The organism is Thermotoga sp. KOL6, assembly GCF_002866025.1.
Classification (GTDB): domain Bacteria; phylum Thermotogota; class Thermotogae; order Thermotogales; family Thermotogaceae; genus Thermotoga.
The window spans coordinates 755,701-768,862 of record NZ_LNDE01000001.1 but is presented as its reverse complement, the minus strand read 5'-3'; the positions used below and the strand labels follow the sequence as shown (position 1 = coordinate 768,862).

Sequence of the window (13,162 nt, the reverse complement as noted above, 5' to 3'; positions counted from 1 at the left end):
GTGAATGTTTTGAAAAAATTAATACCCGCTTTGTTGGTGATGTTTCTCTTTTCCGGTTGTATGACACTTCTCAACATAAAACTCCCCGATGGCGTCTACGTGGTGGGAGATTTCACTAACGGTGTTCCGAAACCCGAATACAAAATGGAGCTTCAGGGTGGAGTTTACACCCTGGAGCTTTCTTCCTCCGTCTTAACATTTGAAAACAACATAGCTTGGTACCAAGTTGTTATGGTAGTGGACGGAAAACCAATGAAGGCATCTTCTGGGATTCCCATCTGGAGCGAAAAAATAGGAGACACTATAACAATATACGCGTCTTCTGATTTGATGGAAGATGGTACTGCGAAGGGTGTAGGAGACAGTGAGAAAGAAACGGGTCCTTGGTACTGTGCGGGGAATTTCAACAACTGGACTCTTGAAGAGATGACTTATCAAAACGGCAAATTCGTCCTCGAGACTGGCTGCTTTGTGACAAGTGGTCAAACTATCGAATACAAAATAGCGAGGAATTCCGATTGGATTCCGTATGAAGAGCAATTCGATGGAGTCTCTTACAACGCTGGATACGGAGAAAATGCGGTGTTTGTTGCAGATAAAGACGGAACACTCGTGATAGAATTCGATCCCAGGTTCAGTCTTCTAAAAGCGTACGTGAAGTGAGGTGATGAATGTGAGAAAGGTACTCTCATTTACAAGCTTAGTGATCTTTTTGTTCTCTCTTTCTTTCGCGTTCTCGCCGTCCGATTCTTTGAAGATAGGTTACAACTACGACTTGGACTCACAGGTTGGCAGTAGCTATTCTGAACTTTATCTCTCTGGTTCCAACCTTTCCGGAGAGTTTACAACAAAGGATTTGAGATTAGATTCGGGTTACATAAAACTCGACACAGATACGATGGATTTAAGTGCTTACTACAACAGAGTGTTCGGTTCGACGGGAGATTGGTTAGGGGTATACAACATATCTTCTGGAAGAAACGGTATTGAATTGCAAGCGTTCGGCTTCAGGGCTGTTACAACAGGTGATGTGCTCTATCTCCAGTATAGGGGCAACATATCTAACTTTTTCTTTAGTACCATGTTGGGAAAAAGAAATACTGTGAACGATGTTTATTTTGACTTTTCGTGGGAGCCAAATCTTCGCTACTTTGGAGAGCTAGGTGCTAGTTACTTGGAAAAAGCAGACGTGAACAATTTGTTTTACATGGTCGGAGTTTCCACATCGGATTGGAAGCACGGAATCAGAATTACAGGTGTGGGATCGGAAACTCATCTTGATTATTGTAGCTTTGTGAATGACTACTCTATAAAAGGGGATACACTTGTCAACCTCTGGACCACTTTGGGAGACTTCAAACTTTGGTTCGATTACAAGTGGAAGGATCAAATTCCAAAGTATGGTTTGGAATACTCGAAAGGAGATGTGTGGTTCAAAGTTTGGAAGCAAGGAACGAGAATCGATGCTGACATACTGAACTGGGATGATTTCAAGCTAGAGGTTGGAAAGAATTTCAATTTCATAGGATTCAATGGAAAAGTGTCCTATTCCTTTGGAAAACCAGCTCACGATTCCACCACTTCACTGGGTGAAGTTTTCTATGCAGAACTTTCGAGATCTTTTGGAAATATGAACTTCTTTGCGAAGTGGCAGTATTTGAACACACTTTACACGGAAGCTTATACCGCTTATTACGAACTCAAGCTTTCTTCGGGTAATTCAGAATTCAAGTTGGCTCTTGGAGACGGTGATTTCTCCAACAACGTGAATTTCGTAAAGAAATTCACTTTCGAATTTTCAACGTGGTGGTAAGGAGGTGCGTAGAGCATGAAAAAGATTCTAGTGCTGATCACTTTGTTGTTGAGTGTATTTGCTTTTTCAGATGTTTTTGTTGAAAACGGCAAAGTTGTCTTCACGTTCGAATGGGAAGGAGCGAAAGTAGTTTATCTGGCAGGAACCTTCAACAACTGGAGCCCAACGGCTCTTCCAATGGAGGAAGTGGAGCCAGGACTTTGGAGAGTAGAGTTGGAATTGGAACCGGGAACTTATCAATATAAATACGTTATAGATGGAACCATGTGGAGGGAAGACCCGAATGCTCCAGGATACGTAGATGATGGTTTTGGAGGATACAACGGAATATTCACTCTTGTTGAGAAAGAGGGAGAACTGTTCATCGTTGGTCCTGAAAAGAAAGGAGGTGAAAAGAAATACGAGCCCAACCCGAACAGAAAAGATACGATCTTTGTTGAAGACAATGTGGTTGTTTTGAGATACTACAATCCGGATGCGGAATACGTAACAATTGCAGGTAGTTTCAACAATTGGAACTCCGAAGAGATAGAAATGTACCAGATAGGTGATGGGTGGTGGGAAGGAGTTCTCGAACTTGGCCCTGGTATATACGAATATAAGTTCGTTGTGAACGGTGAGGAATGGGTAACCGATCCGAACGCTTTCGCCTTTGTAGACGATGGTTTTGGTGGAAAAAACGGAGTGTTCGAAGTCTATGAAGAGGACGGCGTTTTGAAGGTTAAATCACCCGTGGAAGAAACAGCAATTAGCGAACCAACAGCGTCTGAGAAAGTCGAAGAAAGTTTTAAAGAGGGTGTGAGTGTTCGGGATGGATATGTTGTCTTTGTTGTGAAGAAACCAGACGCTTCGGAAGCGTATGTTGCAGGTAGTTTCAACAATTGGAGTACAAACGCCAATCCTATGGAGAGGGTAGGCGATTATTGGGTTGCTGAAATCAAGCTAGATCCAGGAACTTATCAGTACAAGTACGTCTTCATCATCTCTGGGAATCAAGTATGGCAAGAAGATCCTTATGCTCCTTCTTATGTTCCAGATGGTTTTGGAGGAAAAAATGGTGCGTTCAAACTTGAGGAACAAGATGGTGAACTTGTTATAAAGCCTCTCGAAGAGAAATCCGAAGGAACCGTTCCTTTTTTCGGAAAGTACACGATTGATTTGGAATACGAATATGCAACAGATACCATTCTAAAGTCGTTGGCTGGATCTCACCAACTGACACTCGGTGTGAGCACGGATCTTCTGAAGGCATATCTCACATTCGAACCTACCGGCTCTTTTTTACAGAGTGGATTGATCTATGCAGGAACAGAAGGATTTAGAGTAGTAGGTCATTACAACACTCCCATTCTTGGTGAGTTTCCGTTCAACGCACAGTTCCATGGCACAGGTTTTGGAGCTGAAGTGTCTTTCTCCCAAGTTAAGATGCTTGCAGATGTAGGGTTTGATACAGATGCAACAAAGGATAGATTTTTAGTAGGTGCCTCAACAGGAAATTTTGGTGCATACTTTGGTGTGAATTACTTGTTTGGAGCAGAAACGGAGAGTATCTCTGGATTTTTTTCCTTCGATGTTTTTGGGACGAAAAACACCGTTTGGGCTGGAGTGACTTTCCCAGGGACTCCGTTGTTCTTTGTGAACGTCACCTCTGAAAACGATGTTTTCGACTTGACGTATCTCTGCTATTCGAAGACATCAGAATCTGAGAAAGGTTTCCTCGAAGGGAAAATGCGCGTTTTCGACTTGGAACTTTACGGAAACTACAATTTCAACAACAACACCTACACCGTGAGTGCGTCATATGTTTTTAAAGAGACGTACGCCCTTGGAGTTGCTTACAGGTACGGTGACTACAACAACTTTGAAGAGGACCCTGACAAGATAACTGTTTTCGGTGAACTCAGAAACGATACAGCAAAAGCAAGGCTAGGAGTCACTTACGATGCTTATAAGAATATATTCTTGAATTTCCATGGTGAAGTAACTTTCTAATAAAGTTGAGTGAGGTGATCTGATGTGAGGAGTAAACTTTGGATATTAGTGGTTCTTTTAATTTCTGCCTTTGTGTTCTCGGAGACGACCATTATAGTCCATTATCATCGTTACGATGGGAAATACGAGGGATGGAATCTTTGGATATGGCCAGTGGAGCCAGTATCACAGGAAGGAAAAGCTTATCAATTTACAGGTGAAGATGATTTTGGTAAAGTGGCTGTAGTAAAACTGCCTTTAGATCTCACAAAGGTGGGGATAATCGTGAGATTGAACGAGTGGCAGGCGAAAGATGTTGCGAAAGATAGGTTTGTAGAGATCAAGAATGGCAAAGCGGAAATATGGATTCTCCAGGGTGTAGAAGAAATTTTCTATTCGAAACCGGACACTTCACCGAGAATTTTCTTTGCTCAAGCTCGTTCAAATAAGGTGATAGAGGCGTTTCTCACAAATCCGGTTGATACTAAGAAAAAGAATCTCTTCAAAGTTACGGTTGACGGAAACGAGATACCGATTTCTAAGGTAGAAAAGGCGGATCCTACTGATGTCGACGTCACAAACTACGTGAGAATTGTTCTGGCAGAACCTTTGAAGGAGGAAGACTTGAGGAAGAACGTTGAATTGTCGATCGAGGGATACAAATCTGCAAGAGTTATCATGATGGAAATCCTCGATGAATATTACTACGATGGGGATCTTGGGGCCATCTATTCTCCTGATAAGACGATTTTCAGAGTATGGTCACCGGTGGCAAAATGGGCAAAAGTCCTTCTTTTCAAGGGTGGCGACGACGAAGAACCTTACAAAACGGTTGATATGGAGTACAAAGGCAACGGTGTGTGGGAAGCAATTGTAGAAGGTGATCTCGATGGTGTTTTCTATCTGTACCAACTTGAAAGTTATGGAAAAGTGAGGACAACAGTTGATCCGTATTCCAAAGCAGTCTACACTAACAGCAAAAAGAGTGCAGTTGTTGATCTTTCGAAAACGAATCCCGAAGGTTGGAAAGAAGATAAAGGGCCAGATATCAATGGTTACGAGGATGCCATAATTTACGAGATACACGTGGCAGACATCACAGGACTTGAAAATTCCGGCGTGAAGCACAGAGGCCTTTACCTTGGTCTTACGGAGGAGAACACAAAAGGGCCGGGTGGTGTTTCAACTGGACTTTCTCATCTTGTGGAACTCGGTGTGACGCACGTTCATATATTACCTTTCTTCGACTTTTACACTGGTGATGAAACCAACAAGAATTTCGAAGAGTATTACAATTGGGGATACGATCCATATCTCTTCATGGTCCCAGAGGGAAGATACGCAACAGATCCAGCGAATCCTTACGTAAGAATCAAGGAAGTAAAGGAGATGATCAGGGCGCTTCACAAACACGGTATTGGTGTGATCATGGATATAGTCTTTCCTCACACTTTTGGTATAGGAGAACTTTCAGCATTCGATCAGACGGTGCCTTACTACTTCTACAGAATGGATAAAACAGGAGCGTACCTCAACGAAAGTGGGTGTGGTAATGTTATCGCAAGCGAAAGACCTATGATGAAAAAGTTCATTGTGGATACAGTTACGTATTGGGTAAGAGAATATCACGTTGACGGTTTCCGTTTCGATCAAATGGGGCTCATAGATAAAAAGACTATGCTAGAAGTAGAGAAAGTGTTACACAGCATCAATCCAGACATCATAATTTATGGTGAACCTTGGGGCGGTTGGGGTGCTCCTATTAGATTTGGTAAGTCGGACGCTGCGGGCACACACATAGCAGTGTTCAACGATGAGTTCAGAGATGCTGTCAGGGGATCCGTCTTCAACCCGAGTGTAAAAGGTTTCGCAATGGGAGCATACGGAAAGGAAACGAAGATAAAGAGAGGTGTTGTTGGAAGTATAAACTACGATGGAAAACTCATAAAGAGTTTCGCTTCTGATCCTGAGGAAACGATCAACTACGTCGCTTGTCACGACAATCACACACTTTGGGACAAAAACTATCTCGCCGCTAAAGCAGATAAGAGAAAGAAATGGACAGAGGAGGAGTTAAAGAACGCTCAGAAACTATCAGGGGCTATCATTTTAACTTCGCAGGGTGTGGCCTTCCTTCACGGAGGACAGGACTTCTGTAGAACTAAGAATTTCAACGATAATTCCTACAACGCACCGATATCAATAAATGGGTTTGACTACCAAAGGAAGTATCAGTTCATAGACGTATTCAACTACTACAGAGGTCTCATAAAACTTAGAAAAGAACATCCAGCTTTCAGGTTAAAGAGTGCTGAAGATATAAAGAAACATCTTGAATTTCTCCCTGGTGGTAGAAGGATAGTAGCGTTCATGCTCAAGGATCATGCAGGTGGTGATTCATGGAAGGACATAATTGTTATATACAACGGAAATCCGAAGGAAGTGACTTACAAGCTTCCTGAAGGAAGATGGAATCTCGTCGTAAACGGTCAAAGGGCGGGAACTGATGTTATAGAAGAGGTAGAGGGAACAATAAAGCTAGAGCCACTTTCTGCGTATGTCCTGTACAGAGAGTGAAGGAAGGTGAGTTTTAAGGAGGAAGAAGAAGCCCCAGCAACTGCTGGGGCTTTGAATCTAAGGGGGTAGAAAAGTATGAAAAGATCGATGAGTATCATTTTTATCCTTCTCGCAGCGATTGTACTTTTTCCTCAACAGTTTCAATTGGAGAAAATACTTGGTTTCAGCGATGTTTCAGCATTGAGTTTTGAAAATGGATATCTCATTTTTGGTACGGGAAGCGGAGAAATAGTGATTTTCAAAGATGGAACGTATTTCAAGGCTTTCAAGATCCACGGAGGCAGAGTAAACGATGTGGAGTTTAAAGATAAATTTGTCGTAAGTGCTTCGGATGATGGAACAATTGGTTTGACGAATATCGAGACTGGCGAGATTAAATTCTTGAAAGGGCACAAAAAGGGGGTTTCGTCCGTTGCTATTTCTGGCGATAGAATTTTCAGCGCATCGCTCGACGGAACGGTTAGAATCTGGTCACTTTCCGATGGAAAAGAAATTGCTCTTCAGCGTTTCGGACCACCTGTTGTTCGGATAGCGACATTTGGGAACAAATATGTGGTTGGATTGGCGAACGGTCTGGCCGTGATAAAAGACCTTTCTAATGCTTCTTTTGCTGTGCCATTGAGGGCTCACCCGGAGGGGATGAAAGAGATAGTGTTCTCAAATGATGGTCGGTTTGTAGCAACTTGTGGTGGGAATTCTGTAAAAGTATGGAATCCCCAGAATGGAAAATTAATTCTTCAAAAAGATTATGTTATAACGATAAACGACATCGATTTCATTGACGAGAGACGTCTCGTATTTGTAACGGATGATTATAAAGCGATTATTTTGGACGTGGAGAAGAATGAAATAGTGAAATCTGTAAATGCTCACAATAATTTTGCTCTTCTCGTTTCTTCAGATAATGGTGTAATTGTAACTTATGGAATGGATGGAGTGGTGAAAGTTTGGAACTCAGAGTTCGAACTGCAATACTCACTGTTTGGCCACAAGCTTGCTGTTAACGCCATTGCTGTTTCTAGTGATCGAAAAACTATATTAAGCGGTGGGGACGACAGAGAAATAATAGTGTGGGATATGGACAGAGGTGTTCCAAAGCGCAAGATAAAGGCTCTTTCCTCCGTCAGAAAGATAATGGTTCTCGAAGAAGAGATCCTCGCTTGTTTGGATAGTAACGCGGTAAAGGTATATAACATGAACACTGGGAAACTAGTCAAAAGAGTGAAAGTGGGGACTACAAGTACCATGGATGTTGCCGTGTACGATGGAAAACTAGCTGTTGGTTTTTACGATGGAAGTGTCGCGTTGTTTAGTTATCCATCTTTTGAAGAAATATGGCGAATTGACACCGGTCACGAAATTGTTCAAACTATTGATGTGAATGACAGATTTCTGGCGTACGGTGTATCCTATTCTGATCCTAAAGGTAAGATAGGTTACGTAGAAGTTTTCGATGTCGAAACTGGTGAAAAGCTGACAACATTCAAGGCTCACAACGGAAACGTCAACGTACTGCAGATGGTTGGGGATCTTCTTCTAACTGGAGGGGAAGATGGAAAAATCGTTCTTTGGAATTTGGAAAACAAATCTAAGATGAGAGAGGTCTCTCTAAAGGAGCCGATATCTTCGATCTATGTGCATGAGAATCTTGCCTTCATCGGAACATGGAACGGAAATCTACATGTTTTTGACTTTCCAAATCTCACTCCGGTAGTAACTTCGAAGGTGTCAGATCAAAAGATTGGGCAGCTTTGTATTGTGGAAGGCGAATTGTTTGTTCCGTGTGGTGATGGAAAGATTAGAATCTTCAGGATAAAAGAATGAGGGGGTTCCCCCTCTTTTTCTTTTAAACAAGCCTCTCACTTATCATCATAGAAGAAAGAATGGATGTTCCTACCAAAACAACTTCTTTGTTAGATAAGCTCCCCTTCTCCACAATCACTTCCTTGTTCATGGGATGAACTTGTCTTCTCGTCTCCGAAACTATTTTTTCAAAAATCTTCGGTGGCAGAAAAACACCTTCTCCTCCTACAATTACAATCTCTGGGCTCAATATGTTCACAAGATTTACGATGCCATCTATCAAAATGGTGGTGAATTCGTCTAAAATTCTCTTTGCGGTTTCATCTTGATCGTAAATTTTGCAAAGAGTTTCGAATTTCTCATACATCGTTTTCCCAGGGAGAGATTTTTCTTTCTCGTATTGATGAACGCAGTGAGAAATAGAAGTATTTGCTTCCCAGCATCCTATCCTTCCACAGAAACATGGTCCTCTGTCGTACATTTTCATGTGACCTATTTCGCCTGCTGCGTTGAAAGATCCTCTATAGAGCTTCCCTTCGATTACTATCCCTCCTCCTATTCCTTCTCTCACGAGTATGTAAACAATGTTTTTTCTATCACCGTAGTGTTTGTTCCTCATCGTTTCGGCGAGTGCGGCGAGGTTTGCGTCATTTTCAAGGTACACTTCAAAAACCTTGAAGTATTTTTCCACATTCACATCACGCCATCTGTTCAAATTCGGAGCAAAAGCAAGCTTTTTATGAGTTTTATCGACAGAACCGGGAACTCCAATGACGATGAGGGGAAAAACGCCTGGGAATCGTGATATTCGTTCTGTTAATACTCTGAAACATTCTTCGGGTGTATCAGGTGTATCGAACTCATCGATGACTTCCACCGAACCATCGAAGAACGAAAGTCCAATGAGGGAGTGTGTTACTCCCAGATCAACAACAATTGCCTTTGAAAAATCTCTGTTTACGTAAAGCCTTTTGGAATGTCTTCCAAGTTTTGATGGCAGAATGCCTTTTTCGTAAATCATCTTCTTTTTCTTCATCTCGTTTACAAGTTTTGTGACGGTACTAGGATCAAGTCCCGTCTTCTCCGAGATCATATTGCGTGTTACACCTGGTTCGAATCTTATAATATTGAGTATTCTCAACTTGTTTATAATTCTTGTTTGTTTTGGAGAGTAGACTTCCATATCTTTCAATTAGACAACCTCCTTCATTGAACTTCTACACCTGCGGCAAGCTTCATAATTTTTTCCTGAGTGGCTTCCTTAGCATCGATTATACCAGCGAGCTTTCCAAAACTCATCACTGCTATTCTGTCACTCATTTGGAGAATCTCCGGGAGCTCTGAAGATACCATGATAACTCCTACACCTTCTTTTGCAAGCTCCGACATAATTTTGTATATTTCTGCCTTTGCTCCCACGTCTATTCCCCTTGTTGGTTCGTCCAATATTAATATTTTAGGTTTTAAAGCTAACCATTTCGCTACTACCACTTTTTGTTGATTCCCGCCGGAAAGGTATAGAACTTTCCTGTCTGGATAAGGAGGTCTTATGTCAAGGGTTTCTATAGCCCATTCCGCGAGTTCTTTTTCTCTTTTAAAGGATATGAACGGTCCTTTTTTTATCCTATCCAGACTGGGTAGCGATACGTTGTGCATAATACTCATTATGAGTATAAGTCCGAGCCTTTTTCTGTCCTCTGGCACGAAACCTATACCATTTTCTATAGCTTTCAATGGATGATCTATTTCCACTTTTTGCCCCTCTACGTACACTTCTCCGGATTTTTTCGGTCTGAATCCAAATATCGTCTCCATGAGTTCTGTTCTTCCTGCTCCTACCAATCCTGCAAAACCAAGAATTTCTCCTTTTCTCAGACTAAAGGATACATTTTCAAAGCCTTCACCTGAAAGGTTTTTCACTTCCAATATCACTTCTCCGGGTTCATGTCGTTCTTTTATGTAGAACTTCTCCAATTTTCTTCCTACCATCATTTCTACTATTTTTTCTTTCGTAAGATTTTCTGTCTTATCTGTTCCTATATGTTCTCCATCTCTAAGAACAGTTACCCTGTCGGATATTTCAAAGATCTCTTCCAATCGATGGGAGATGAAAAGAACCGCCACTCCTCTTTCTTTGAGTTTTTTAACTACTTCGAATAGTTTTTCGGTTTCCTTTTGTGTGAGTGATGATGTTGGTTCATCGAGTATGAGTACTTTTGCTTTCTTGTACAGTGCCCTTCCTATCTCTACCATTTGCTGAATTGCTATAGAATATCTCCCGAGTTTCTCCTGGGGATCTATATCTATGTCGAGTTCATTTTTCATAAATTTTTTCGCTTCTTCATACATCTTTTTGTAATTGACAAACATGAATTTTTTTCTTTCATCGCCCATGAACATGTTCTCCGCTACAGACAGATTGTCCATAACCGAAAGTTCTTGGAAAACCGTTACTATACCTGCCTTTATCGCTTCGCTAGGATGATTCCATCTCACTTTTTTCCTTTCGTAGATAATCTCTCCTTCATCTGGTTGATATACCCCTGATATCACTTTCATTAAAGTGCTCTTGCCTGCACCATTTTCTCCAACTATCGCGTGTACTTCGCCGGGGTAAAATTCTAAACTGACTCCTTTCAGCGCGTGTACACCAGGAAACCTTTTGTGTATATTTCTCACTTCAAGTATTGGTTTCATCTTTCTTTCGCCCTCCTGATCTGGTCCACTGCTATTGCTATGATAATCACTATTCCTATTACAACTTGCTGCCAGAATGATGACACTCCGAGAAGTATCATTCCATTTCTGAGGACCCCCATGATAACGGCGCCCAGGAAAGCTCCTAATATCGTTCCTTCACCACCGGATAAACTTGTTCCTCCTATCACCGTTGCTGCTATAACGTCCAATTCGTATCCTTGACCCGCATTCGGTTGCGCAACACCCAACCATGCTGTTAACAGGAAACCAGCGAACGCAGCTAGAAATCCGTTTATTGTATATACCATGATAAGTATCCTGTCTGTTTTTATTCCAACTAGTTTCGATGCTTCCAGATTCCCTCCTATCGCGTAGATTCTTCGACCTGTTACTGTATACTTCAGGAATATATGAGCAATCACTCCTATCACTGCCATGTAAATTACGGGTACTGGCACTGGACCTATCATTCCTTGACCATGTACTGTGAAGCTCTCCGGGAAGGGTGATATCGGCCATCCCCCGCTTAAGACGTAGGCAAGTCCTCTTCCTACACTGAGCATTCCTAAAGTGCTGATGAACGGTGCGAGTTTTGCTTTTGTTATCAACATTCCATTAGCGAGTCCAAATCCTACTCCTACAAGTAAACCTACTATCACACTCCAGAATGGTGATATTCCCTTTTCGTTCATCAACAGACCCATCACAACACTGGATATTCCCAGTATTGATCCTACCGACAGGTCTATTCCCGCTGTTACTATCACCATTGTCATTCCAAACGACATAATCGCTATAAAGGATACATTTAGTATTACAGTGAATATGTTTTCAACTGTTAAAAACTCTTTTGTTGTTATACCTAAAAATATCACAATGGCTACCAGTATTAAAAATATTCCTGCTTCTTTTGCTTTAAACAATTTCTTCCACAACTCAATCAAGCCTCCTTTGAATCCTGAATTTTACGATTTAAACAGAAGAGGGGGAATCCCCCCTCTTCTGGTTCATCAGCGTTTGCTGTAGATCTTTTTGGCGTATTCGTAGAATTGATCGACATTTTCTTCTGTCACAACGTCAACACCTGTATCGATGATGTAGTCAACCGTTCCATCTTCTCTAACGACTTTTGGAAGCATTTTTAATGTGTTTTCTACTCCTACTTTCACCATGTTGTAGAGGACAAGAACGGAAAGGTAGCCCATGTCATAAGGTCTCTGACCAACAAGACCTTTTACTGCCCCTGCTTTCACAAGTTCAAGCTCAGGAAGAAGGGTGTCAAATCCTACAACCAACAGATCTTTCATTTTCTTTGGACCGCCAAGAGCAGAAATAACAGTTTCTTTCGGAGCAAAAAGTGGCCAACCACCAGACATGAACCAACCATCGAGATCCGTGTACTTTCTGGTCACATCTCTTATGATTTGGATAGCCTTAGCTGAATCGTCGTTACACGGGAATGGATCCGCAACATAGACTATTTCCCGACCGCTCTGTTTAGAATATTCCTCCAAAGCGTCTTTGAAACCTTTAATTCTTTCATTCAGATTGAGAGCAGCGAGTCCTCCTGTGAGAATGGCGAGTTTGATGGTTTTTTTCTCTGGTTTGTACTTTTCTATCAGTTGTGCCATGAGCTTTCCTGCCTCGTATCCTCCATTGTAGTTGTTGGTTCCTATGTACACGTATCTTCCGCTGTCAGGAGAGTCGGAGTCGAAGGTGATAACAGGGATCCCTTTATCCAGAGCTCTTTTAATCACCACTTTGATAGCTTCAGGATCGTTTGGTGAGATCCCTATTCCGTCAACACCTTTTACGATGTAACTCAAAATCTTTTCTGCTTGCTTTGCAGCATCTGCTTCAACCGGTGCATCGAAAATCGCTTTGATTCCAAGTTGCTCTGCTGCATCTTTCATACCATTTTCCACTGCAAACCAATACGGGTTATTGAGAGATTTGGGGGAGAGCAATATGGTTATGTCTTCAGAAAAAGCAAATGCCGAGATCAACAAGATCAATCCGAGAACAAGTAACCCTTTCTTCATGAAAAACACCTCCTTGAAATTGGAATGTAACATTTAATTAACAGTTTCTGTTGTTTGTTGATGGAGTTCTTGTTTTGCTAACGGATAAAAGCGTTTCTCAGCATCGCGTAGAGTTAATTTCCAACAGAATCGAATTAATACATTGTATATTATCCTATTTTGAGCACTATCATTACAAATGTCATTTTTGATAGAAAAGAGGAGAATTTATATCGTAATTAAGAATAATCATTCGTAGTTGTCTGTAAAAGTAAAA

General features: G+C 41.5%; 9 protein-coding genes. 5 read left to right on the top strand and 4 right to left on the bottom strand.

What is annotated here, in order from left to right; genetic code table 11:
- The 5 genes from AS005_RS04040 (at window position 1) to AS005_RS04020 (ending at window position 8,185) form a co-directional block, all read left to right on the top strand.
- Window positions 1-663, top strand: a complete 663-nt coding sequence (locus AS005_RS04040; RefSeq protein ID WP_101510370.1) for a hypothetical protein — start codon at window positions 1-3, stop codon at window positions 661-663.
- Window positions 664-673: 10 nt separating this feature from the next.
- Window positions 674-1,813 (top strand): hypothetical protein, encoded by a 1,140-nt coding sequence (locus AS005_RS04035; protein WP_233186229.1) that lies wholly within the window; start codon window positions 674-676, stop codon window positions 1,811-1,813.
- Between the two features lie 15 nt (window positions 1,814-1,828).
- Window positions 1,829-3,805, top strand: a complete 1,977-nt coding sequence (locus AS005_RS04030; RefSeq protein WP_101510368.1) for a glycogen-binding domain-containing protein — start codon at window positions 1,829-1,831, stop codon at window positions 3,803-3,805.
- A gap of 24 nt (window positions 3,806-3,829) precedes the next feature.
- Window positions 3,830-6,361 carry a type I pullulanase gene (gene pulA, locus AS005_RS04025; RefSeq protein WP_101510367.1) on the top strand — a complete coding sequence of 844 codons (2,532 nt, stop codon included), beginning with the start codon at window positions 3,830-3,832 and terminating at the stop codon, window positions 6,359-6,361.
- Window positions 6,362-6,436: 75 nt separating this feature from the next.
- Window positions 6,437-8,185 carry a WD40 repeat domain-containing protein gene (locus tag AS005_RS04020; RefSeq protein WP_101510366.1) on the top strand — a complete coding sequence of 583 codons (1,749 nt, stop codon included), beginning with the start codon at window positions 6,437-6,439 and terminating at the stop codon, window positions 8,183-8,185.
- A gap of 22 nt (window positions 8,186-8,207) precedes the next feature.
- On the opposite strand, the gene AS005_RS04015 is transcribed toward AS005_RS04020, so the two are convergent.
- The 4 genes from AS005_RS04015 to AS005_RS04000 all read right to left on the bottom strand — a co-directional run bounded on the left by AS005_RS04015 (window position 8,208) and on the right by AS005_RS04000 (window position 12,906).
- Entirely contained in the window at window positions 8,208-9,356 is a 1,149-nt protein-coding gene (locus AS005_RS04015) for an ROK family transcriptional regulator (RefSeq protein WP_101510365.1), read from the bottom strand.
- Window positions 9,357-9,370: 14 nt separating this feature from the next.
- Window positions 9,371-10,861 (bottom strand): sugar ABC transporter ATP-binding protein, encoded by a 1,491-nt coding sequence (locus AS005_RS04010; protein ID WP_101510364.1) that lies wholly within the window; start codon window positions 10,859-10,861, stop codon window positions 9,371-9,373.
- On the bottom strand, window positions 10,858-11,799 hold the full coding sequence (locus AS005_RS04005; RefSeq protein WP_101510363.1) for an ABC transporter permease: 942 nt from the start codon (window positions 11,797-11,799) through the stop codon (window positions 10,858-10,860). Before AS005_RS04005 ends, AS005_RS04010 begins: the two co-directional genes overlap by 4 nt.
- A gap of 75 nt (window positions 11,800-11,874) precedes the next feature.
- Entirely contained in the window at window positions 11,875-12,906 is a 1,032-nt protein-coding gene (locus AS005_RS04000) for a sugar-binding protein (protein WP_101510362.1), read from the bottom strand.
- Window positions 12,907-13,162 lie beyond the last annotated feature (256 nt).

Bases quoted from the DNA above. Each gene is read 5' to 3' on its own strand.
- AS005_RS04030 (WP_101510368.1), top strand. From the start codon at position 1,829: ATGAAAAAGATTCTAGTGCTGATCACTTTGTTGTTGAGTGTATTTGCT.
- AS005_RS04020 (WP_101510366.1), top strand. From the start codon at position 6,437: ATGAAAAGATCGATGAGTATCATTTTTATCCTTCTCGCAGCGATTGTA.
- AS005_RS04010 (WP_101510364.1), bottom strand. From the start codon at position 10,861: ATGAAACCAATACTTGAAGTGAGAAATATACACAAAAGGTTTCCTGGT.
- AS005_RS04000 (WP_101510362.1), bottom strand. From the start codon at position 12,906: ATGAAGAAAGGGTTACTTGTTCTCGGATTGATCTTGTTGATCTCGGCA.